At 71.6% G+C, this 21051-nt stretch carries 21 protein-coding genes; 12 read left to right on the top strand and 9 right to left on the bottom strand.

The features are described from left to right. Nucleotides 1-33: 33 nt before the first annotated feature. Nucleotides 34-1440 carry a family 2B encapsulin nanocompartment shell protein gene (locus tag ACS04_RS05790; RefSeq protein ID WP_048475422.1) on the bottom strand — a complete coding sequence of 469 codons (1407 nt, stop codon included), beginning with the start codon at nt 1438-1440 and terminating at the stop codon, nt 34-36. Between the two features lie 232 nt (nt 1441-1672). Between ACS04_RS05790 and ACS04_RS05785 the strand changes: the two genes are divergently transcribed. The 5 genes from ACS04_RS05785 to ACS04_RS05770 all read left to right on the top strand — a co-directional run bounded on the left by ACS04_RS05785 (nt 1673) and on the right by ACS04_RS05770 (nt 5546). After that, nucleotides 1673-2128 (top strand): RrF2 family transcriptional regulator, encoded by a 456-nt coding sequence (locus ACS04_RS05785; RefSeq protein WP_048475421.1) that lies wholly within the window; start codon nt 1673-1675, stop codon nt 2126-2128. 175 nt (nt 2129-2303) lie between these two features. Beyond that, nucleotides 2304-3527, top strand: coding sequence for a globin domain-containing protein (locus ACS04_RS05780; RefSeq protein WP_048475420.1), 1224 nt, complete (start codon nt 2304-2306; stop codon nt 3525-3527). A gap of 152 nt (nt 3528-3679) precedes the next feature. Continuing rightward, on the top strand, nt 3680-4270 hold the full coding sequence (locus tag ACS04_RS05775) for a peptidoglycan recognition protein family protein (RefSeq protein ID WP_209441634.1): 591 nt from the start codon (nt 3680-3682) through the stop codon (nt 4268-4270). A gap of 222 nt (nt 4271-4492) precedes the next feature. Next, a complete protein-coding gene (locus tag ACS04_RS40380; protein ID WP_398024635.1) occupies nt 4493-4654 on the top strand; it encodes a hypothetical protein in 162 nt (53 codons plus the stop codon). Then, the gene (locus ACS04_RS05770) at nt 4638-5546 is read left to right on the top strand and encodes a 1-aminocyclopropane-1-carboxylate deaminase/D-cysteine desulfhydrase (RefSeq protein WP_048475419.1); all 909 of its coding nucleotides are present in this window, start codon (nt 4638-4640) and stop codon (nt 5544-5546) included. The genes ACS04_RS40380 and ACS04_RS05770 overlap by 17 nt, the downstream gene beginning before the upstream one ends. A gap of 94 nt (nt 5547-5640) precedes the next feature. On the opposite strand, the gene ACS04_RS05765 is transcribed toward ACS04_RS05770, so the two are convergent. Next, complete coding sequence (locus ACS04_RS05765; protein ID WP_048475418.1) at nt 5641-7218, bottom strand: Na+/H+ antiporter; 1578 nt, start codon at nt 7216-7218, stop codon at nt 5641-5643. A gap of 76 nt (nt 7219-7294) precedes the next feature. On the opposite strand from ACS04_RS05765, the gene ACS04_RS36065 reads away from it, so the two are divergent. From ACS04_RS36065 to ACS04_RS05755, 3 genes are all read left to right on the top strand, one after another. Next, the gene (locus tag ACS04_RS36065) at nt 7295-7555 is read left to right on the top strand and encodes a UBP-type zinc finger domain-containing protein (RefSeq protein ID WP_078864479.1); all 261 of its coding nucleotides are present in this window, start codon (nt 7295-7297) and stop codon (nt 7553-7555) included. A 204-nt stretch (nt 7556-7759) separates the two neighbouring features. Next, nucleotides 7760-8173, top strand: a complete 414-nt coding sequence (locus ACS04_RS05760) for an ATP-binding protein (RefSeq protein WP_030153599.1) — start codon at nt 7760-7762, stop codon at nt 8171-8173. After that, nucleotides 8170-9228, top strand: a complete 1059-nt coding sequence (locus ACS04_RS05755) for an RNA polymerase sigma factor SigF (protein WP_048475417.1) — start codon at nt 8170-8172, stop codon at nt 9226-9228. Before ACS04_RS05760 ends, ACS04_RS05755 begins: the two co-directional genes overlap by 4 nt. A 57-nt stretch (nt 9229-9285) precedes the next feature. On the opposite strand, the gene ACS04_RS05750 is transcribed toward ACS04_RS05755, so the two are convergent. After that, the gene (locus ACS04_RS05750; RefSeq protein ID WP_048475416.1) at nt 9286-9723 is read right to left on the bottom strand and encodes a hypothetical protein; all 438 of its coding nucleotides are present in this window, start codon (nt 9721-9723) and stop codon (nt 9286-9288) included. An 84-nt stretch (nt 9724-9807) separates the two neighbouring features. Here ACS04_RS05750 and ACS04_RS05745 point away from each other — a divergent pair, with 84 nt between their 5' ends. After that, entirely contained in the window at nt 9808-10773 is a 966-nt protein-coding gene (locus ACS04_RS05745; RefSeq protein ID WP_048475415.1) for a diacylglycerol/lipid kinase family protein, read from the top strand. A gap of 322 nt (nt 10774-11095) precedes the next feature. Beyond that, nucleotides 11096-11353: a WhiB family transcriptional regulator gene (locus ACS04_RS05740; protein WP_004937597.1), complete on the top strand. Its 258-nt coding sequence runs from the start codon at nt 11096-11098 to the stop codon at nt 11351-11353. A 169-nt stretch (nt 11354-11522) separates the two neighbouring features. On the opposite strand, the gene ACS04_RS05735 is transcribed toward ACS04_RS05740, so the two are convergent. Both ACS04_RS05735 and ACS04_RS05730 read right to left on the bottom strand, forming a co-directional pair. Further along, nucleotides 11523-12992: a sensor histidine kinase gene (locus ACS04_RS05735; protein WP_048475459.1), complete on the bottom strand. Its 1470-nt coding sequence runs from the start codon at nt 12990-12992 to the stop codon at nt 11523-11525. Between the two features lie 385 nt (nt 12993-13377). Beyond that, nucleotides 13378-13971: a TetR/AcrR family transcriptional regulator gene (locus ACS04_RS05730; protein ID WP_048475414.1), complete on the bottom strand. Its 594-nt coding sequence runs from the start codon at nt 13969-13971 to the stop codon at nt 13378-13380. An 86-nt stretch (nt 13972-14057) separates the two neighbouring features. Here ACS04_RS05730 and ACS04_RS05725 point away from each other — a divergent pair, with 86 nt between their 5' ends. Next, nucleotides 14058-14819, top strand: coding sequence for an SDR family oxidoreductase (locus ACS04_RS05725; RefSeq protein WP_048475413.1), 762 nt, complete (start codon nt 14058-14060; stop codon nt 14817-14819). A gap of 202 nt (nt 14820-15021) precedes the next feature. After that, nucleotides 15022-15807, top strand: a complete 786-nt coding sequence (nagB, locus tag ACS04_RS05720) for a glucosamine-6-phosphate deaminase (protein WP_048475412.1) — start codon at nt 15022-15024, stop codon at nt 15805-15807. A 192-nt stretch (nt 15808-15999) separates the two neighbouring features. On the opposite strand, the gene ACS04_RS05715 is transcribed toward nagB, so the two are convergent. The 4 genes from ACS04_RS05715 to ACS04_RS05700 form a co-directional block, all read right to left on the bottom strand. Then, entirely contained in the window at nt 16000-17508 is a 1509-nt protein-coding gene (locus ACS04_RS05715) for a glycoside hydrolase family 3 protein (protein ID WP_048475411.1), read from the bottom strand. A gap of 6 nt (nt 17509-17514) precedes the next feature. Continuing rightward, nucleotides 17515-18351 (bottom strand): carbohydrate ABC transporter permease, encoded by an 837-nt coding sequence (locus ACS04_RS05710; RefSeq protein ID WP_209441636.1) that lies wholly within the window; start codon nt 18349-18351, stop codon nt 17515-17517. A gap of 62 nt (nt 18352-18413) precedes the next feature. Then, the gene (locus ACS04_RS05705) at nt 18414-19430 is read right to left on the bottom strand and encodes a carbohydrate ABC transporter permease (RefSeq protein WP_048475410.1); all 1017 of its coding nucleotides are present in this window, start codon (nt 19428-19430) and stop codon (nt 18414-18416) included. A 104-nt stretch (nt 19431-19534) separates the two neighbouring features. Further along, the gene (locus ACS04_RS05700; RefSeq protein WP_048475409.1) at nt 19535-20821 is read right to left on the bottom strand and encodes an extracellular solute-binding protein; all 1287 of its coding nucleotides are present in this window, start codon (nt 20819-20821) and stop codon (nt 19535-19537) included. Nucleotides 20822-21051 lie beyond the last annotated feature (230 nt).

Below are 21051 nucleotides of genomic sequence, written 5' to 3'. Positions count from 1 at the left end.
CCCCGATCCCCGGTGGTCCCGCTCGGCCGGCCCTCAGCGCCAGCGGGCGATCTCGACGTTCTCCAGGATGCCGAGCGCGTCCGGCACCAGGACCGCCGCCGAGAAGTACGCGGTGACCAGGTACGAGATGATCGCCTGCTCGCTGATCCCCATGAAGCGCACCGACATGCTCGGCTCGATCTCGTCCGGGATGCCGGGCTGGTGGAGGCCGATGACCCCGGACTCGTCCTCGCCGGTGCGCATGCAGAGGATGGACGTGGTCCGGGCGTCGCTGATCGGGATCTTGTTGCACGGGAAGATCGGCACGCCCCGCCAGGTCGTCATCCGGGTGCCGGCGACGTCGACCGTCTCCGGGACCAGGCCCCGCTTGTTGCACTCGCGGCCGAAGGCGGCGATGGCCTTGGGGTGGGCGAGGAACAGGTCGGAGCCGCGCCGCATGCTGAGCAGCTGGTCCATGTCGTCGGGGCTGGGCCCGCCGTCGTGCGGCTGGATGCGCTGGTCGTAGTCGGCGTTGTGGAGCAGGCCGAACTCCGGGTTGTTGAGCATCTCGTGCTCCTGGCGCTCGCGCAGCGCCTCGACCGTGAGCCGCAACTGCTGCTCGGTCTGGTTCATCGGCTGGTTGTAGAGGTCGGCGACGCGCGTGTGCACCCGCAGGACCGTTTGTGCAATGGAGAGCTCGTACTCGCGCGGCCTGGCCTCGTAGTCCACGAAGGTGCCGGGCAGGACGGCCTCGCCGTGGTGGCCGGCGGAGAGGTCGATCGCGGCCTCGCCGTACTGGTTGGAGCGCTGGGCGGGCAGGGCGCGCTGGGCCTCCACGTGCGCGCGCAGCGAGTCGACGCGGTCGGCGAGCAGCTGGAAGTCCTGGCGGGACAGGACGAGCGCGGTGCCGGAGGTGACGGCGCGGGCGGTGTACTCCCAGATCGCCTCCTCGTCGACGAGGGAGTCCTCGCCGAAGTAGGCGCCGTCGGCGACGGTCCGCAGGACGGCGTCGTCGCCGTAGGGGCCGGGGCCGATCTGCTCGACGCGGCCGTGCGCCAGCAGGAACACGGTGTCGGAGGTGCTGCCGAAGGAGGTCAGCTCCTGGCCGGCCTCGAAGTCGACCTGCCGGCACCGCTGGGCGAGCTCGGTGAGCACGTCCAGGTCCTCGTAGGTGCGCAGCAGCGGGAGTTCGCCGAGCTCGGCCGGGATGACCTGGACCTGGGTCCCGGTCTTGATGAACTCCACGCGTCCGTCGCCGACCGAGTAGCTCAGCCGCCGGTTGACCCGGTAGGTGCCGCCCTGCACGGACACCCACGGGAGCATCTTCAGGAGCCACCGGGAGGTGATCTCCTGCATCTGCGGAGCGGACTTGGTCGTGGTTGCCAAGTTCCGCGCGGCCGCGGTCGCAAGACTCCTCTGCGGTGCCTGGACCTCGGATTCGGAACCTGCCTGGACCGACATGTGTATCCCTTTCGATCACTCCGTGGATCTGCGGGATGCAGCCTTCCAGTGCGGAACGTGGTGGGACCATTACACAAAAGGGTGGGACTACTCCGTCCGGGTGTGGGCACCCTTTGGGGTCACCTCGCGCCCACGGGCCGCTTCCATCCCACGGATTCCGGCCACCTCGCGCTCGGGGGCGGCCGAAGGCCCTTAATTTGCACGGCATTTGCAAGTTTTCTAGGGTGGGCGCATGCGGCTGACCCGATTCACCGACCTGGCGCTGCGCGTGCTGATGCGCCTGGCCGTCGCGGACGCGGACCTCCCGACCACGCGCGACGTGGCGGCGGCCATGGAGGTCCCGTACACGCACACGGCGAAGGTGGTCGCCCGGCTCCAGCACCTCGGCCTGGTCGAGGCGCGGCGCGGCCGCGGCGGCGGCCTGGCCCTGACCGCCGCCGGGCGGGCCGCCCCGGTGGGCGGGGTGGTCCGCGAACTGGAGGGTGCGGGCGACGTGGTGGACTGCGAGGGCGCCACCCCCTGCCCGCTGCGCGGGGCCTGCGTCCTGCGGGGCGCGCTGCGCCGGGCCCAGGAGGCGTTCTTCGCCGCGCTGGACCCGCTGACGGTGGACGACCTCGTCGCGGCGCCGACCGGCCCGCTGCTGCTGGGCATCTCGGGCGGACCGCCGGGGCGGACGGCGGGCCCCTGACCGCCGGGGCCGGCCGCCCCGGCGAGCGGGCCGCCCTGCTGGTTGCCCGGTGGGCCCGTTGGCCGGTTCCCACCACCTGACATCAACGGCCCGAACGGGTGTACCCGGGCGCACCCGCGTCCAAAAATAAGCATCCCAGATACCTATTAGCCGATGTGCGCGAAGAGGAGCCCCCATGCTGTCCGAGAAGTCGACCGAGACCGTACGCGCCACCCTGCCCGCCGTCGGCGCGGCCATCGGCGACATCGCGGACCTCTTCTACACGAAGCTGTTCGCGGCCCACCCGGAGCTGCTCCGGGACCTGTTCAACCGCGGCAACCAGAACGCCGGCCTCCAGAAGCAGGCCCTCGCCGGCTCCATCGCCGCCTTCGCGACCCACCTCGTCGCCCACCCGGACACCCGCCCGGACGTGATGCTGGAGCGCATCGCGCACAAGCACGCCTCGCTCGGCGTCACGCGCGAGCAGTACCCCGTGGTCCACCGGTACCTCTTCGCGGCGATCGCCGAGATCCTCGGCGAGGCCGTCACCCCGGAGGTGGCCGAGGCCTGGGGCGAGGTGTACTGGCTGATGGCCAACTCCCTGATCGCCCTCGAGGAGCGGCTCTACGCCGGGCGGCAGGTCCTGGCCGGCGACGTCTGGCGCACCTGGACGGTCGCCGCCCGCGTCGAGGAGACCGCGGACTGCACCACCTTCCACCTGGTCCCGGCCGACGGCGCCACTGCCCCCTCGTTCAAGCCCGGCCAGTACGTCTCGGTCCAGGTGGAACTGGCCGACGGGGCCCGGCAGATACGCCAGTACAGCCTCTCCAGCGCGCCCGGCTCCCCGGCCCGGTCGATCACCGTCAAGCGGGTCCGCGGCGAGGGCCCGGGCGGCGGCCCCGACGGCGAGGTCTCGAACCACCTGCACGCCCGGATCGCGACCGGCGACACCCTGCGGGTCTCCGCCCCCTACGGCGACCTCGTCCTGCGGGACTCCGCCGCACCGGTCCTGCTCGCCTCGGCCGGAATCGGCTGCACCCCGATGCTGTCGATGCTGGAGCACCTCGCCGACACCGGCCACACCGCCCCCGTGACCGTTCTGCACGCCGACCGCTCCCCCGCCGACCACGCGCTGCGGGCCGACCACCGGGCCCTGGCCCACAAGCTCGCCGACGCCTCGGTCCGCTTCTGGTACGAGGCCGGCGCCGAGCCGGGCGACGGCGAGGGCCGCCTGGACCTGGCGGACGTGACGGTGGCCCCGGGCACAGCGGCGTACCTCTGCGGGCCCCTCCCCTTCATGCGGTCCGTGCGCGCGCAGCTGCTCGCCCGGGGCGTGTCGGCCGCGGACATCCACTACGAGGTGTTCGGCCCGGACCTGTGGCTGGCCTCGGCCGAGGCCTCCGGCCCGGCCCCCGCGTAACTCCCGTGACGGGTGGGCCGGTCGGGAAGAGTGTCCGGATCGGCTCGCTCACCGTACGAATGCACTAGCCCGGAGGGACCGCCTCCACTACACCGGAGAGCAACGAGATGGTCACACAAGGTGGCCATCGTGCACCCGGAGAGGAGGCGGCCATGTCCGCACCCATGTCCGCGGACCGGTTCATCGGCGCACTGCGGAACGAGGGTCTGACGGTCGTCGAGGTCGGCGCCTGGCGCACCCACAACCGCAACCACAAGGGCCCGTGGGGCCCCGTGAACGGGGTGATGATCCACCACACCGTCACGCACGGCACGAAGTTCACCGTGGAGCTGTGCCGCGACGGGGACGCGGCCCTCCCCGGGCCGCTCTGCCACGGCGTGATCACCAAGGACGGCCGGGTCCACCTGGTCGGCTACGGCCGCGCCAACCACGCCGGGGCGGGCGACTCCGACGTCCTGGCGGCGGTGATCGCGGAGGAGCGGCTCCCGCCGGACCGCCACGCGAACACCGACGGCAACCGCCACTTCTACGGCTTCGAGTGCGAGAACCTCGGCGACGGCCACGACCCCTGGCCGGAGGTCCAACTGGACGCCATGGCCCGCGCGGCGGCGGCCCTGTGCCGGGTTCACGGCTGGTCCGAGCGCTCGGTGATCGGCCACCTGGAATGGCAGCCCGGCAAGATCGACCCGAAGGGCTTCACGATGGACGCCTTCCGCACCCGCGTAGGCCGGCGCCTTCCCTAGCAGGGGCGGCGAGCGCCGCACACGGGAGGGTTGACGCCGGGAGGGTCCGCGGCTTCCCTGACCCGATGACCGATGGTCTCCGAATCGAACGGGTGGCGGGCGAAGCATCCCTCCGGGACTGGCGCCACGTCCACAACCTGATCGTTCCCCCGGACGCCCTCACTCTCGACGAGGTGCGCGAGCGGGCCGGGCGCCACCTCCTCGACGTCGCGTACCTCGGCGGTGCGGCCTGCCTCCAACGAGGACGGCCTCCGCTTCGCCCTGTCCAACGGCTTCGCCGAATCCGACCGCCACACCCTCGACGGCGCGACGGTCCCGTACGTGCACCTGCGCCGTCCGGCCGGGGCGGGCGGCGGACAATGGGTGGGTGAACGGTTCTCCTGACCTCGGTGTCCTCCTTCGGCCCCGGCCGGCCTCGCCGCTGGTGGAGGTCGAGGACGAGCGGTTCGGGCGCCACGGCGTGCGGCTGCTCGTGAAGCGGGACGACCTGGTCCACCCCGAGCTGCCCGGGAACAAGTGGCGCAAGCTGGCGCCGAATCTGCGGGCCGCCGTCGAGGGCGGCTTCCCGGGCGTCGTGACCTTCGGCGGGGCGTACTCGAACCATCTGCGGGCCACCGCGGCGGCCGGGCGGCTGCTGGGGATGGAGACCGTGGGCATCGTGCGGGGCGACGAGCTCGCCGACCGGCCGCTCAACGCCTCGCTCGCGCGGTGCGCGGCGGACGGGATGCGGCTGTGCTTCGTCACGCGGTCGCAGTACCGGCGCAAGGCCGAGCCGCAGGAGCGGGCGCGGCTGCTGGAGCAGGCCCGGGCGGGGTCCTCGTACGTCGTCCCCGAAGGCGGGAGCAACGCGCTCGCGCTGGAGGGGTGCGCCGAGCTCGGGCGCGAACTGCGGGGCGTGTCGGACGTGGTCGCCGTGGCCTGCGGTACGGGCGGCACACTGGCCGGGCTGGCGGCGGGGCTCGGCCCGGGCCAGCGGGCGCTGGGGGTCCCCGTACTGGCGGGTGAGTTCCTGGGCGCGGAGATACGTTCCCTCCAGGAGGCTGCCTTCGGGGCTCCGGCCGGGGACTGGAGCCTGGCCGAGGGGTTCCACCACGGCGGGTACGCGCGCGTGCCCGCCCGGCTGGAGGCCTTCGCCGCCGATTTCGAGCAGCGGCACGGATTCGCCGTGGAGCGCGTCTACGTGGCCAAGCTGCTGTGGGCCCTTGCGGCGCTCACGGAGTCGGGGGCGTTCCCCGCGGGCACGGCCGTGACCGCGGTCGTCACCGGCCGCCCCTGAGCGGCGGGGTGCGGCGCCGGGGCCCCGCGCGTCCGGCCGCCGGCCCCTTCCGCTCCCCCGCACCTCCGGCCCCTCCCGCTCCCCGCCCCGGGGGTCAGGCCGCTTCCTCGCGGTACGCCGCCGCCTCCTCCAGGTCCAGTCTGCGCAGCAGGGTCCGGAGCATCTCGTCGTCGATGCGGCGCTGGTCGCGCAGGGTCACGAAGACCTCCCGCTCGGAGGCGATCATCTCCCGCGCCAGGCGCCGGTAGACGTCGTCAGCCGATTCACCGGTGACCGGGTTGACCTCCCCCAGCCGCTCCCACACCGCGTTGCGCCGCCGCTCCATGACCGTGCGCAGACGTTCCGCCAGTGGCGGCGCCAGCGCGTTCTCCGGCTCCGCCAGCAGCTCCGCCAGCCGGTCCTCCGCCGCGCGCGAGGCCTCGCTCTGGGCCTGGGCCTCGGCCAGGGTCTCCGCCTGTACGTCGCGCGGCGGCAGCCGCAGCAGCCGGATCAGCGGCGGCAGCGTCAGTCCCTGCACCACCAGCGTGCCGATCACCGTCGTGAAGGTCAGGAAGAGGATCAGGTTGCGGTGGGGCACGCTGATCGGCACCGAGAAGGCGATCGCCAGCGAGACCACCCCCCGCATCCCGGCCCAGCCCACGATCACCGGCGCCTTCCAGTTGGTGTCCGGTTCCCGCCGGCGGACCCGCTCCGAGAGCCGCGGCAGGAACGTCGCCGGGAACACCCACACGAAGCGGGCCACCACCACCGCCGCGAACACGATGAGCGCGTACGCGGCCGCGTGCCATCCCTCGTACTCCCCGAGTCCCTTCAGGACGACGGGCAGCTGGAGGCCGATCAGCGCGAAGACCACCGACTCCAGGATGAAGGCGATCATCCGCCACACCGCCTCCTCCTGGAGCCGGGTCGCGAAGTCGACCTGCCAGTTCCGGTGCCCGAGGTACAGGGCGACCACGACCACCGCGAGCACGCCCGAGGCGTGCACGCGCTCGGCCGCCGCGTACGCGACGAACGGGATGAGCAGCGACAGCGTGTTCTGCAGCAGCGGCTCCCGCAGCCGCTTGCGCAGGTGGTGGATCGGGACCATCAGCACCAGGCCCACGCCCACGCCGCCCACCGAGGCCAGCAGGAACTCCGCGATGCCGCCCGCCCAGCCGGCGCTCACCCCGACCGCCGCCGCCAGCGCCACCTTGTACGCGGTGATGGCGGTGGCGTCGTTGACCAGGGACTCGCCCTGGAGGATGGTCGTGATCCGGTTCGGGAGTCCCAGCTTGCGGGCGATCGCGGTCGCCGCCACCGCGTCGGGCGGCGCGATCACCGCGCCCAGCACCAGCGCCACCGGCAGCGTCAGCCCAGGCACCGCCAGGTACGCCACGTACCCGACGGCGACCGTCGCGAAGAGCACGTACCCGACCGACAGCATCGCCACGGGCCGCATGTTCGCGCGCAGGTCCAGGTACGAGCTGTCCACCGCGGCCGTGTACAGCAGCGGCGGGAGCAGCAGCGGCAGCACGATGTGCGGGTCGAGGGCGTACGAGGGCACGCCCGGGACGTACGAGGCCATCAGACCGGCGGCGACCAGCAGCAGCGGCGCGGACACCCGGGTCCACCGGGCCGCCCCGGCCACGATCGCGCTGCCGGCCACCAGCGCCACCAGCGGCAATACCTCCATCGAAGATCCACCCTCGCTCGTCGTGGCTGATCGCCATGTCGTCCTGCGGCGCCCGCACGTCAGTACGCTGGCCATCATGAGCGAGTGCACCCACGTTCCCGAACTGACGCGGCCCGAGCCTGTCCCCTCTGCCCTGACATGCTCTGAATGTCTTGCCCTCGGCAGCCATCCGGTGCAGTTGCGCATGTGCCTGGAGTGCGGCTACGTGGCATGCTGCGATTCCTCGCCGCACCGGCACGCCACAGCGCACCACATGAGCACCGGCCATCCGGTCATGCGGAGCTTCGAGCCGGGCGAGACCTGGCGGTGGTGTTATGTCGACGGTTCGATCGTCTGAGGAGGGGTAGGTCAACCCTCCGCCGGTTCCCCCGATTTGGGCCCGCAGACCCCTAGCCACTGTGCGTACCCGAGGGCATACCATCAGTCACCGGCCGTAGGCGGGGGTGCCTGAAACGGGTGCCATGAGGGGTGCCGCGACACGATCGCCCGGATCGCGATAGCGTCACCGGCGAACAGAGCTCGTACCACCTTGGAGGTGAGGGTGTCCCAGATCGCAGGCGAGCCCGGGACCCAGGACTTCGTGGAAGTCCGGCTGCCCGCTGCGGGTGCCTACCTGTCGGTGCTGCGAACGGCCACGGCCGGCCTCGCCGCACGTTTGGACTTCACCCTCGACGAGATCGAGGACCTCCGCATCGCGGTGGACGAGGCCTGCGCGATCCTGCTCCAACAGGCCGTGCCGGGCTCCGTCCTCAGCTGCGTGTTCCGGTTGGTCGACGACTCGCTGGAGGTGACGGTCTCCGCACCGACCACGGACGGGCGTGCGCCCGAGCGCGACACGTTCGCCTGGACCGTCCTGTCGGCGCTGGCCGGCAAGGTCGAATCCACGGTCGAGGAGGACCGGACGGTGAGCATCAGCCTCTACAAACAGCGCGGCGCGGGTCCAGGCCCGGCGTGAGCGGCGGGGAGATCCCGGTGCGGGGCGGGGATCGGCCCCGGGTACGGCACGAGGTCGACGGCGGCATCCCGGAGCAGCAGCACGCCCGGCCGCACCCGGCTGACGCGGAAGCGGAAGACGGCTTTTTGGACTCGGCGGAGCGACGGGCGGGCCCTATGAGCGAGAACCAGCACGAAGAACCACACGTTTCACAGCCATCCGGGGCCGCTGCCACGGCCCCGGACACGGAACCGGAACCGGTGGGGGCACAGGCGCAGGCGGGGCCGCCGCTGCTGCCGGTGCCCCCGGTGCTGCCCGATCCGCGCGACCGCAGCGGCGCGCGGGCCCTGTTCATCGAGCTGCGGGCGCTGCCCGACGGCTCGGTGGAGAAGGCGGAGCTGCGCAACCGGCTCGTGCGGATGCACCTGCCGCTGGTCGAGCACCTCGCGCGGCGCTTCCGCAACCGCGGTGAGCCGCTGGACGACCTGACCCAGGTCGCCACCATCGGCCTGATCAAATCGGTGGACCGCTTCGACCCGGACCGCGGGGTCGAGTTCTCCACGTACGCGACGCCCACCGTGGTCGGCGAGATCAAACGCCACTTCCGCGACAAGGGCTGGGCCGTACGCGTGCCGCGGCGCCTGCAGGAGCTGCGGCTCTCGCTGACCACGGCCACCGCCGAACTCTCCCAGCAGCACGGCCGCTCCCCCACCGTCCACGAGCTCGCGGAACGGCTCGGGATCTCCGAGGAGGAGGTGCTGGAGGGGCTGGAATCGGCCAATGCCTACAGCACGCTCTCCCTCGACGTCCCCGACACCGACGACGAGTCGCCGGCGGTGGCGGACACCCTGGGCGCGGAGGACGAGGCCCTGGAGGGGGTCGAGTACCGCGAGTCGCTCAAGCCGCTGCTGGAGGGGCTGCCCCCGCGGGAGAAGCGGATCCTGCTGCTGCGCTTCTTCGGCAACATGACCCAGTCGCAGATCGCGCAGGAGGTCGGCATCTCGCAGATGCACGTCTCGCGCCTGCTGGCCCGCACCCTGGCCCAGCTGCGCGAGAAGCTCCTCGTCGAGGAGTAGGGACTACGGCGGGAGGGAACGGCGGTACGGACCGCGGTACGGGCTGTGCAGTACGGGCTATCGGGTCTGCTCGCCGGGCCCGATTCCCAGCGCCACGGTCGCCGTCGGGTTCACCAGCAGGGCCACGACGGCCACCGCGGCCACGGCCAGCGCCACGGCCGCGGCGATCATCGCCCCGCCGGTGGAGTACAGGGTCCACGCCACCGGCAGCGCCATCAGCTGGGTGATCAGCGCGGGCCCGCGGCTCCAGCGGCGGCCCAGCCGCAGCCCGCGGGCCGCGATCAGCGGCAGCGCCGCGAGCACGAGCAGGGTGATCCCGCCGGTCTCGGCCTGCTGCGGGGAATCGGCGTCGCCGCCGATGCCCACGAACAGCAGGTACACCCCGAGGCCGGCCAGCGCCAGGCCCTCCAGGGCGGTCAGCGCGGCGGCGGTGGTCAGCCGCCTGGGCAGCGGGGCGGTCGGCTGGGCGGGGGCGGCGGCGGGCTTCGTACTCACCCCAGCAGGGTAGCCGCGCCCGCGCGGCCCGGTACGGGACGGGCCGTATGGGAGGCATCCGTACGGGTCGGTAGGCTGGCGGTCATGCGTGCACTTCTCGTGGCCAATCCAGCAGCAACGACCACCAGTGCGCGCACGCGCGACGTCCTGACCCACGCCCTGGCCAGCGAGATGAAGCTGGAGGCGGTCACCACCGAGTACCGGGGGCACGCCAGGGACCTGGCCCGCCGGGCGGCCGAGCACGGCATCGACCTCGTCGTGGCGCTCGGCGGCGACGGCACGGTCAACGAGGTGGTCAACGGACTGCTGCACAACGGCCCGGACCCGGAGCGGCTGCCCCGGCTCGCGGTGGTCCCCGGCGGGTCGACCAATGTGTTCGCCCGCGCGCTCGGACTGCCGAACGACGCGGTCGAGGCGACCGGCGCCCTGCTCGACGCGCTGCGCGAGCAGCGCGAGCGGACGGTGGGGCTGGGGCTGGCGGCCGGCACGCCGGGCACGGAGGACGAGTCGGTTCCGGCGCGCTGGTTCACGTTCTGCGCGGGGTTCGGTTTCGACGCGGGGGTGGTGGGCCGGGTCGAGCAGCAGCGCGAGCGCGGCAAGCGTTCGACGCACGCCCTGTATGTACGACAGCTGATGCGCCAGTTCTGGGACGAGCCGAACCGGCGCCGCGGCGCGGTGACGCTGGAGCGCCCCGGCGAGGATCCCGTGACGGACCTGGTGCTGTCGATAGTCTGCAACACCTCACCCTGGACGTATCTGGGGAATCGTCCGATTTACGCCTCGCCGGAGGCGTCGTTCGATACCGCGCTTGACGTATTGGCACTCAACCGTTTGTCAACTCCGGCCGTCGCCCGCTACGCCACACAGCTCCTGACCTCGACTCCTGAGCGGGGTCCGCGCGGCAAGCATGCGGTGTCTCTGCACGATCTGACCGACTTCACCTTGCATTCGAAGGTTCCGCTTCCGTTCCAGATGGACGGAGACCACCTCGGTCTCCGCACCAGCGTTCGGTTCACAGGCGTACGCCGGGCACTGCGTGTGATTGTGTGAGTGGAAGGGCCTAAAGTCCTTTCACTCGAACGTTTACACGCCGGTCCACCCTCACGATGTAGGGCTGTGACCTAGTAGACACCGACGAATCAAAAAAAACTTTCCGGAAGGGGTTGTATCCCCGTCCGAGGTTTGCGAATCTCTTCATGGCGATCGGGACAGCCCGCAGAACCCGGCACCCACACAGACCGCCAGAACCCCTCCACGAGTCCCTGACTGACCTTCCAGGAAACTGGGCGGTCGCCCTTCCCTCACGGGGGGATTCGTGAAAGCGTTCACATTCACAAGCAACCTGCCCGCAATACAAGGAGATGGAGCAGCCATGGACTGGCGTCACAACGCCGTTTGCCGCGAGGAAGACCCGGAACTCTTCTTCCCCATCGGCAACACCGGTCCTGCGCTGCTGCAGATCGAGGAAGCCAAGGCCGTCTGCCGCCGCTGCCCCGTCATGGAGCAGTGCCTGCAGTGGGCGCTCGAGTCCGGTCAGGACTCCGGCGTCTGGGGCGGTCTCAGCGAGGACGAGCGCCGCGCGATGAAGCGCCGCGCCGCTCGCAATCGGGCGCGTAACGCCACCGCCTGACATCGACTTTCGAGCCTCGAGCCGCAGCGCGTAGCAACACCACACCAGCGCTCAGCAACGTGCTCTTGAGCCCCGGACCGAGAAGTTTTCGGTTTGGGGCTCAGTGCTGTCCGTAGTCGGTCCGGCCGGACCCGCCCGGGCCGCATCACGCTCAGTGACCGAACGATCGTTACTTCTGCGGGCTGGCCGGGATGTCGAGGACGACCTTGGTGCCGCGCGGTTCGGCCCGGAGCATGTCGAACGTACCGCCGAGCTCACCCTCGACCAGGGTCCGGACGATCTGGAGTCCGAGGTTCCCCGCGCGCTGCGGGTCGAAGCCCTCGGGCAGACCGCAGCCGTCGTCGAGCACCGTGATCAGCAGCCGGCCGTCGGCGCGGCCGGAGCCGGTGCGGGTCGCGGAGACCTCGACGCGGCCGCCCTCCCCCTGGGTGAAGGCGTGCTCCAGGGCGTTCTGGAGGATCTCCGTCAGCACCATCGACAGCGGGGTGGCGACCTCCGCGTCCAGGATCCCGAACCGGCCGGTGCGCCGGCACTCCACCTTGCCGGGCGAGATCTCGGCGACCATCGCGATCACCCGGTCGGCGATCTCGTCGAACTCGACGCGCTCGTCCAGGTTCTGAGAGAGCGTCTCGTGCACGATCGCGATCGATCCCACCCGGCGCACGGCCTCGTTGAGCGCCTCGCGGCCGCCCTCGGAATCCATCCGGCGGGCCTGTAGCCGCAGGAGCGCCGCCACCGTCTGGAGGTTGTTCTTCACCCGGTGGTGGATCTCCCGGATGGTCGCGTCCTTGGTGATCAATTCACGTTCGCGACGGCGCAGTTCCGTGACGTCCCGGCACAGGACGAGGGAGCCGATGCGGACGCCCTTGGGCTTGAGCGGGATGGCGCGCAGCTGGATGACTCCGCCGTTGCCCTCGACCTCGGTCTCGCGCGGGGCCCAGCCGCTGGCCAGCTTGACGATGGCCTCGTCCACGGGGCCGCGGGTGGGGGCGAGTTCGGAGGTGGTCGTCCCCAGGTGCTGGCCGACGAGGTCGGCGGCGAGGCCGAGCCGGTGGTACGCGGACAGCGCGTTCGGGGAGGCGTACGTGACCACGCCGTCGGCGTCGAGGCGCATCAGGCCGTCGCCGGCGCGGGGTGAGGCGTCCATGTCGACCTGCTGGCCCGGGAACGGGAAGGAGCCGGCCGCGATCATCTGGGCCAGGTCGGAGGCGGACTGGAGGTAGGTGAGCTCCAGCCGGCTCGGTGTACGCACAGTGAGCAGGTTGGTGTTCCGGGCGATCACTCCCAGTACCCGGCCCTCGCGGCGGACCGGGATCGACTCGACGCGCACGGGCACCTCCTCGCGCCACTCCGGGTCCCCCTCGCGCACGATCCGGCCCTCGTCGAGCGCGGCGTCGAGCAGCGGGCGCCGGCCGCGCGGGACCAGGTGGCCGACCATGTCGTCCTGGTACGAGGTGGGGCCGGTGTTGGGGCGCATCTGCGCGACCGAGACGTACCGGGTGCCGTCGAGGGTGGGGACCCACAGCACGAGGTCCGCGAAGGAGAGGTCGGAGAGCAGCTGCCACTCCGAGACCAGCAGGTGGAGCCACTCCAGGTCGGTTTCACTGAGAGCGGTGTGCTGGCGTACGAGGTCGTTCATGGAGGGCACGGGCCGAGCGTACCCCGGGTAGGGGCCATGACTTTCCCCACGGCTACTACTCAGGAGTATCCAGGAGGCACTCGGGCCGCGTACTGTTGGATGAAGTGACGGGAGCATGGAGCCCGCCATTGGATGGACAGAACAGATTGGTCTAGTCCACAATTGCCTTATGCTTCCGCCCTCCCCGCACAGGAGGACGGATCGAGGTAAGCCGCGCGCTCTGCCCTGACCGCGCAGGCACCTCCCACCGGCCGCCGGGAACCGCACACCCGGCCGGCCGTAAGTACTCCGGGCTACGGTGCCGGACGGGTTGAGGGTCCCGACCCGGCACCGTGGCCCAGAGGAATGCGGATTCCGCCGCCGGATTGCCCGGGGCCCCTCCCCTTCACCGCGGCCAGGCCCCCATCGCCAGTTCCGCCACCGCTTCCAGTTCCTCCCGGCTCGCCCCGTCGCGCGACTGCTGGGACATCCCGACGAGCACCGCCAGCGCGAAGCGGGCCAGCGCCTGCGCGTCCGTGGCGGCGGGCAGCACGCCGGCTGCCACGTCGGCCCGGATCCTGCGCTCGAACATCTCCAGGCTGACCTCACGGCGCTCGCGCAGGGCCTGCGCGACGTCCTGCGAGGTCGTGTTGACGGCGGCGCTGATCACCAGACAGCCGGGCGGATGGGCCGGGTCGGTGTAGATCCCGGCCGCTTCGCGCAGGACGCGTCGCAACCCCGCCCCCGCGGTGGGCTCCTCGGACAGGGCGGCGCGCGCGAAATCGGTGTACCGGCCGCCGTAGACCGCCACGACCTCGTCGAAAAGCCTGCGCTTGTCGCCGAAGGCCGCGTACAGGCTGGGCGCGCCGATGCCGAGCGAGGCGGTCAGGTCGGAGATCGAGGTCGCCTCGTAGCCGTGCTCCCAGAAGGCCAGCATGGCCTTGTCGAGGGCCGCGTCGCGGTCGAAGGAGCGGGGTCTGCCGCGCTGTCCGGTCACCATGGGGAGATTCTATAGCGGGCGCTACGGAATCTGGTACGGTCCCTTTCTGTAGCGACCACTAGCAAATGCTGAAGGGGGGGCGCGTCATGGGCGTGCTCAAGGGGAAGACGGCACTGGTCACGGGCGGCAGCCGGGGGATCGGACGGGCGGTGGCGCAGCGCCTCGCCCGGGACGGGGCGCTGGTCGCCGTGCACTACGGGCGGAACGAGGCGGCGGCGAAGGAGACGGTCGCGGCGATCGGGGCGGAAGGCGGCCGGGCGTTCGCCCTCGGGGCCGTGCTCGGGGTCCCGGGCGACGCGCGGGCGCTGTGGGCGGCGTACGCGGAGCACCCGCTGCACACCGACGGGGTGGACATCCTGGTCAACAACGCGGGCGCGGCCACCTTCGCCGGGATCGAGGACACCGACGAGGAGGCGTACGACCGCGTCCACGCGCTCAACGCGAAGGCGCCATTCTTCGTGATCAAGCACGGGCTGGCGCGGCTGCGGGACGGGGGCAGGATCGTGAACGTCACGGGCACCCCGGAGATCGCCCTGCCGGCGATCCTGGCCACCATCACGGCCAAGGGCGCCGTGAACGCGCTGACCCGGTCGCTGGCGGCCGAGCTGGCCCCGCGCGGGATCACCGTGAACTCGGTGGGCCCCGGGGTCACCGACACCGAGCTCAGCGCGGGCTGGCTGGCCGACCCGGCGGCGCGGGCGCACGCGGCCTCCCGCTCCGTGTTCGGACGGGTGGGCACGGCGGAGGAGGTCGCCGACGTGGTGGCCTTCCTGGCCTCGCCGGACGCCCGCTGGGTGACGGGCCAGCACCTGGACGCGACGGGCGGCCTCCGGCTGTCGCTGCTCTGAGCCGAGGCCTCCGCCCGCGCCTTCCGCGGTTGCGGGCGGGGCCGGGCTGCACGCATCGGCCCGCAGGCCGACGATGGGAGGGGCGGAGGGGAACGGAAGGGAACGGAAGCGAACGGGAGTGTGCACGGACCGGCCGAAGGGGGTCCCCCTCTGCTAGATTGGTCTATACCACACCGTCCCACTCCAGATCGGCAGGCCCCGCGTGGAAGTTGTCATCGTCCCGGACGCCAAGGCAGGCGGCGAGCTCATCGCGGAGGCCATGGCCGCCTTGGTCCGCCGCAAGCCCGACGCCCTGCTCGGCGTGGCGACCGGCTCTACCCCGCTGCCCGTCTACGAGGCCCTGGCCGCCAAGGTGCGGGCCGGGGAGGTCGACGCCTCCCGGGCGCGCGTCTGCCAGCTCGACGAGTACGTCGGCCTGCCGGCCGGGCACCCGGAGTCCTACCGCGCGGTCGTGCTGCGCGAGGTCGTGGAGCCGCTGGGCCTGTCGGAGGCCTCCTTCATGGGGCCGGACGGCTCCGCCGAGGACATCGTGGCCGCGTGCGAGGCGTACGACCGCGCGCTGGCCGCGGCGGGCGGCGTGGACCTCCAGCTGCTGGGCATCGGCACGGACGGGCACATAGGCTTCAACGAGCCCTGCTCCTCGCTGGCCTCGCGCACCCGGATCAAGACGCTGACGGAGCAGACGCGGATCGACAACGCGCGCTTCTTCGACGACGACATGGACCAGGTCCCGCACCACGTCATCACGCAGGGGATCGGGACGATCCTCGACGCCCGGCACCTGGTGCTGCTCGCGACGGGCGAGGGCAAGGCGGAAGCCGTCGCGCAGACGGTCGAGGGCCCGCTGTCGGCGCTGGTCCCGGCGTCCGCACTCCAGTTGCACCGGCACGCGACCGTCGTCGTGGACGAGGCGGCGGCCTCGAAGCTGAAGCTGGCGGACTACTTCCGCCACACCTACGCCAACAAGCCCGCGTGGCAGGGGCTTTAGGCGGCGCCGCGCCACGCGTGAAGGGCCGGGCCCCCCGAGGGAGCCCGGCCCTTGCGCGTCCGTACGGCTGCCCGGGGCCCCCACAGACCCCGGCGGCCGCACGGAGTCCGTGCCCGCCCGGGTACGCCCGTGCCCCCGGGACGGGGTGTCCTGGGGGCACGGGACAGGGCGGACCGGGAGCTCCGGGGCTGGTCAGACCCCGGCGATCAGCTCCGCCGCCGCCCTGCCGCAGACCCGCGAGGCACCGTGCGTCGCGATGTGCAGCGCCCCGCGGGGCTCGGCCCGCGGTACCCCCATCTCGACGACGACGGTCTCCGGGCGGGCCTCGACCAGCGCGGCCATGGCCTGCGCCATCCACGGGTGCCGGTGCGCGTCGCGGACCACCAGCACGACGGTGCGCTCCCCCGCCGCCGCGAGCACGTCCGCGGCCGTGGCGCCCTCGGCGTAGACGCCCGAGGCGGTTCCCGGTACCAGCGCGGCCAGTTCGGCCGCCACGCCCCACGGGGTCTCGTCGCCGACCGCGATGTTCGCGACGGGGGCGAGCGTGGCGACGTACGGGTCGCCCACGGGCGCGGCCGTGCCCGTGATGACCAGCGCCCGGCGGGCCGCCGCCAGACCGATGCCGGGCGCGCTCCCCTCCTGCTGCGCGCCCGGCGCGGCGGCGGCCCGGGCCTGCCGGGTCCACGAGGCCAGTGCCCGTACCCGGGCTGCGGCGTCGGCGAGCCGCTCCGCCGGGAGCGCGCCCTCCCGTACGGCCGCGACCAAGGCGCCCTGGAGCCGCAGCACGGTGGCCTCGTCGGCGAGCCCGCCGCCGACGCAGATCGCGTCGGCTCCGGCGGCGATGGCCAGCACCGAGCCGCGCTCGATGCCGTACGTCCCCGCGATGGCGTTCATCTCCATGCCGTCGGTGACGATCAGGCCCTCGTATCCGAGCTCCTTGCGCAGCAGCCCGGTCAGGATCTGCGGGCTGAGCGTGGCCGGGCGGGTCGGGTCCAGGGCGGGCACGAGGATGTGCGCGCTCATCACGGCCTTGGTGCCGGCCCCGATGGCCGCCTTGAACGGGACGAGTTCGCGGGCGGCCAGCGTGTCCAGGTCGGCGTCGATGCGCGGCAGTGCGTGGTGCGAGTCGACGTTGGTGTCGCCGTGGCCCGGGAAGTGCTTGGTGCAGGCGGCGACGCCGGCGGCCTGGAGGCCCTCGACGTAGGCGGCGGTGTGCCGGGCGGCCAGGTGGGTGTCGGCCCCGAAGGACCGTACGCCGATGACCGGGTTGTCGGGGTTGGAATTGACGTCGGCGGACGGGGCCCAGTTGAGGTTGACCCCGCATTCGGCGAGGCGGCGGCCCAGCTCGCGGGCGACGTCGCGGGTGAGGCCGGTGTCGTCCACGGCTCCGAGGGCCAGGTTGCCGGGGAAGGACGAGCCGCCCCGGACCTCCAGGCGGGTGACGTCGCCGCCCTCCTCGTCGATGGCGACGAGGACGTCGTCGCGCTCGGCCCGCAGCTGCGCGGTGAGCGCGGCGAGTTGCCCGGGCGAGGCGATGTTGCGTCCGAAGAGGCCGACGGCGGTGAGCCCGCGGCCGATCCGGCGCAGCAGCCAGGCGGGGGCGGTGGTGCCCTCGAAGCCGGGCTGGAGGACCGCGAGGGCGTCGCGGGTCAGCTCGTCGTCGGCGTCGGAGGAGGTCACGCCGTGCGCAAGGACGGTCATGTGGCGTTATCCCTTCACGGCGCCGGCGGTCATGCCGCCGACGGCCTTGCGCTGGAGGAAGACGAAGATCACCAGGACCGGGACCGCGAAGAGCGAGGAAGCGGCCATGGTGGCGCCCCAGTCGTTGCCGAAGGCGGTCTGGAACTGGGTCAGCCACAGGGGCAGGGTCTGGGCGGTCTTGTCCTTGTTGAGGATCAGGACCATCGCGAACTCGTTCCAGGCGGTGATGAAACCGAAGAGCGAGGTGGACATCAGGCCGGGGGCCAGCAGCGGGAAGATCACCTTGCGGAAGGCCTGGCCGCGGGTGCAGCCGTCGATCTGGGCGGCCTCCTCCAGCGTCACCGGCACCGCGGCGATGAACCCGCGCAGGGTCCAGATGGTGAAGGGCAGGACCATCACGAAGTAGATCGCGGTCAGCAGCGGGAGGCTGTTCAGCATCTCGGCGTCGCGGGCGATCATGTACATCGCGATGACCATGACCTCCCAGGGTGCCATCTGCGCCATCATCACGCCGAGTACGAGGCCCTTGCGGCCCTTGAACTTCATCCGCGCGATGGCGAAGCCGGCCGCGAGGGCGACGACGAGGGCCAGGGCGACGGCGCCGACGGTGACGACCAGGCTGTTCGTGACGTACGTCCAGAACAGGTCGACGCCGGTGGCCTTGGTGAAGTTGTCCAGCGTCGGGGTGAAGACGAAGACGGGGTCCTTGGAGAGGATCTGCCCGGACGGCTTGAGCGCCGAGGAGAACATCCAGTAGACCGGGAAGACGAAGACCACGGCCACGACGAGCGCGCCCAGGTTCTTCGCCACCGCGGCGGGGCGCAGCGGGCGGCGCTTGCGCAGCCGCTGCGCGGGCCGGGCGGAAGCCGGGGCGGCGGGTGCGGGCTTCGGGGCGGTGGTGGTGCTCACTGCTCCTCCTCCTGCTTCAGGATCAGGCGGAAGTAGAAGGACATGACGATCACGAGCATCACGATCGTCAGGACGGAGATCGCTGCCGCGAGCGCGTAGTGGCCCTGGCTCTGGCCCTCGACGAAGGCGAAGACGGGCAGGGTCTCGGAGGCGCGGTCGGGGCCGCCGCGGTTCATCGCGTACACCTGGGTGAAGGCCTTGAAGACCCAGATGACCTCGAGGAACGTGGTGACGGTGAAGAACGGCTTGAGGTTGGGGAAGACGACCTGCCAGAAGGTCTGCCAGCCGTTGGCGCCGTCCATCCGCGCGGCCTCGTACAGCTCGCCGCTGACGGTGGTCAGGCCGGCGTACATGTTGAGCGCGACGAAGGGGACGGAGCCCCAGACCACCAGGACCGTGACGATCGTCAGGGTGGAGAGGCCGGTCTCGAACCAGTTGTGCTGCTCGTAGCCGGAGAAGCCGAGGGTGCGCATGACCCAGTTCATGACGCCGAACTGCTCGTCGAACAGCCACTGGAAGACGGTGACGGACGCGACGATCGGCATGGCCCAGGCCATGACCAGCGCCATCGACAGGACCAGGCGCATCCACGTGCCGAGGCGGTTCAGCAGGATGCCGACGAGGCTGCCGATCAGCATGATCAGCGCGACGTTGGCCGCGGTGAAGGTGAAGGTGCGCAGGACGACGGTCCAGAAGTGCGCGTCGCCCAGCAGCTGCGTGTAGTTCTCGACCCCGTTGAAGGGGGCCTTGCGCTGGATGAACTCGATCTTGTCGACCTTCTGGAACGACAGGATCACGTTCTTGGCGAGCGGGTACAGCAGCAGTGTGGCCAGGCTGAGGACCGCGGGCCCGATGAGGAGGTACGGCAGCCAGCCCGCGGGAAGCGGCTTTCTGCCCCGGCGCGGAGCCGAGGTGCCGGCCCCCTTGGTCGTGGGCGGCGTCTGCTGCCCTCCGGCGGACTTCGGTGGTGCGTCCTGTGGAGCGGTCACCGCTCCCTGGGAGTGCACGGTCATGTCTTGGTTACCTCGGCTGCGGTCGGGCATCGCACAGGTCTGTCAATGCGCGACCGGGGGTGCGGCGGGCGCGTGGGCGCCGGCCGCACCCCCGGTGCTACGTGCTACTTGTTGATGCGGCTCGCGATTTCCTTGTCCGCGTCCGCGCCCGCCTTGGCGGCGTCCTCACCCTTCAGGACCTTGGTCATGAACTCCTTGAGCGGGTTGGGCTCGGTCTCGACGTTCGCCCAGCCCGGGGTGACCGGGGTGATGCGGCCGTTGACGCCGCCCTTGCCCATGGCCTCGGCGAAGGAGCCCGCGGCGGGGGTGAAGTTCGCGCCGGCCTGGTTCGGGAGCAGCGCGCCCTTGGTCTCGGCGGCGTACTTCGTCATCTGGTCCTTGCCGGCGGCCAGCGCCAGCCACTCCTTGGCGAGCTCCTTGTTCTTGGAGCGCTCGGCCACGGCGAGGTTCGAGCCGCCGAGGAAGACGGTGCCCGGCTTGTCGGCCGTCTTGCCCGGGATCGGGAAGTAGCCGAAGTCGGCTTCCTTGCCCGCGTCCTTCAGGGCCTTCTCCGCGCCGCCGGCCTCCCAGCCGAGACCGATCCAGGAGGCGACGCCGCCCTTGGGAACGACGTCGGTGGACTGCTGCGGGGTGGCCTCGTCCTTGTCCTTGGGGGCGGTGGAGTACGCCTGGAGCTTCTTGTAGAACTCCATCGCGGACGCGGCCTGGGGGGTGCCGAGGCCGCCCTTCCACTTGCCGCCGTCCTTGACGGCGAGGTCGCCGCCCTCGTCCCAGATGAAGCCGGCGAGGACGTACCAGCTCTGGCCGGGGAGGTAGATGGGCTGCGAGGCGGGGTCCGCGGCCTTGAGCTTGTCGAGGCCGGCGATCCACTCGTCGCGGGTGGTCGGCGGGGTGACGCCGGCCTTGGCGAAGGCCTTCTTGTCGTACACGACGACGCGGTTGGCCGCGTACCAGGGGGCGGAGTAGAGCTTGCCGTCGTACTCGGCCGAGGCGAGCATGCTCTTCTGCCAGGCGTCGGAACCGAGCTTGGCCTTGTCCTTGGTCAGGTCCGCGAGGCCGCCGGTGACGGCGTAGCCCGCGGTCTGGGTGTTGCCGAGCTCGAGGACGTCCGGCGGGGTGTTCTCGGAGAGGGCGGTCGTCACCTTCTCCTGAATGCCCTTCCACTGCTGCTCTTCGACCTTTACGGTGACACCCGGGTGCTTGGCCGAGAACTCGGCGTTGACCGCGTCGATCCACGCCTTGGGCGCGGAGCCGTCCATCACCCAGACGGTGATCTCCTTGGCGCCGCCGGCGTCGGTCTTGCCCTTGTCGTCGCCGTCGTTGCCACCGCACGCCGCGAGGCCGATCACCATGCCCGCGACTCCGACCGCCGCGATGAGCTTGCGCTTCACGCCACCCTCCTCAGGGATGCTCTGCACTTCCCTCGCCCGCCGCGGTGACGTACCAAGTACTGCCCGTGGGGCCGGGATCTGATCCATATTGGTTTAGACCAGTAACCGGAGCTTGGCCTAGACCTTTAGGGGTGTCAAGGGTCTAATGAGCGGGTGATCGGTCCGTTACCGGACCGACACCTGGGGGAGGGAGGAGGCCTGTCCTCCCACCCGTGTCACGATGTGACCGC

This window comes from Streptomyces roseus (assembly GCF_001044425.1).
Lineage (GTDB): Bacteria > Actinomycetota > Actinomycetes > Streptomycetales > Streptomycetaceae > Streptomyces > Streptomyces roseus.
This window is presented reverse-complemented; position numbering and strand designations above follow the sequence as displayed.

What these genes read in the sequence shown, in the direction of transcription:
- ACS04_RS05790 (WP_048475422.1), bottom strand. Translation starts at nt 1,440, where the DNA reads ATGTCGGTCCAGGCAGGTTCCGAATCCGAGGTCCAGGCACCGCAGAGG.
- ACS04_RS05785 (WP_048475421.1), top strand. Translation starts at nt 1,673, where the DNA reads ATGCGGCTGACCCGATTCACCGACCTGGCGCTGCGCGTGCTGATGCGC.
- ACS04_RS05780 (WP_048475420.1), top strand. Translation starts at nt 2,304, where the DNA reads ATGCTGTCCGAGAAGTCGACCGAGACCGTACGCGCCACCCTGCCCGCC.
- ACS04_RS05775 (WP_209441634.1), top strand. Translation starts at nt 3,680, where the DNA reads ATGTCCGCACCCATGTCCGCGGACCGGTTCATCGGCGCACTGCGGAAC.
- ACS04_RS05765 (WP_048475418.1), bottom strand. Translation starts at nt 7,218, where the DNA reads ATGGAGGTATTGCCGCTGGTGGCGCTGGTGGCCGGCAGCGCGATCGTG.
- ACS04_RS36065 (WP_078864479.1), top strand. Translation starts at nt 7,295, where the DNA reads ATGAGCGAGTGCACCCACGTTCCCGAACTGACGCGGCCCGAGCCTGTC.
- ACS04_RS05745 (WP_048475415.1), top strand. Translation starts at nt 9,808, where the DNA reads ATGCGTGCACTTCTCGTGGCCAATCCAGCAGCAACGACCACCAGTGCG.
- ACS04_RS05740 (WP_004937597.1), top strand. Translation starts at nt 11,096, where the DNA reads ATGGACTGGCGTCACAACGCCGTTTGCCGCGAGGAAGACCCGGAACTC.
- ACS04_RS05735 (WP_048475459.1), bottom strand. Translation starts at nt 12,992, where the DNA reads ATGAACGACCTCGTACGCCAGCACACCGCTCTCAGTGAAACCGACCTG.
- ACS04_RS05730 (WP_048475414.1), bottom strand. Translation starts at nt 13,971, where the DNA reads ATGGTGACCGGACAGCGCGGCAGACCCCGCTCCTTCGACCGCGACGCG.
- ACS04_RS05725 (WP_048475413.1), top strand. Translation starts at nt 14,058, where the DNA reads ATGGGCGTGCTCAAGGGGAAGACGGCACTGGTCACGGGCGGCAGCCGG.
- ACS04_RS05715 (WP_048475411.1), bottom strand. Translation starts at nt 17,508, where the DNA reads ATGACCGTCCTTGCGCACGGCGTGACCTCCTCCGACGCCGACGACGAG.
- ACS04_RS05705 (WP_048475410.1), bottom strand. Translation starts at nt 19,430, where the DNA reads ATGACCGTGCACTCCCAGGGAGCGGTGACCGCTCCACAGGACGCACCA.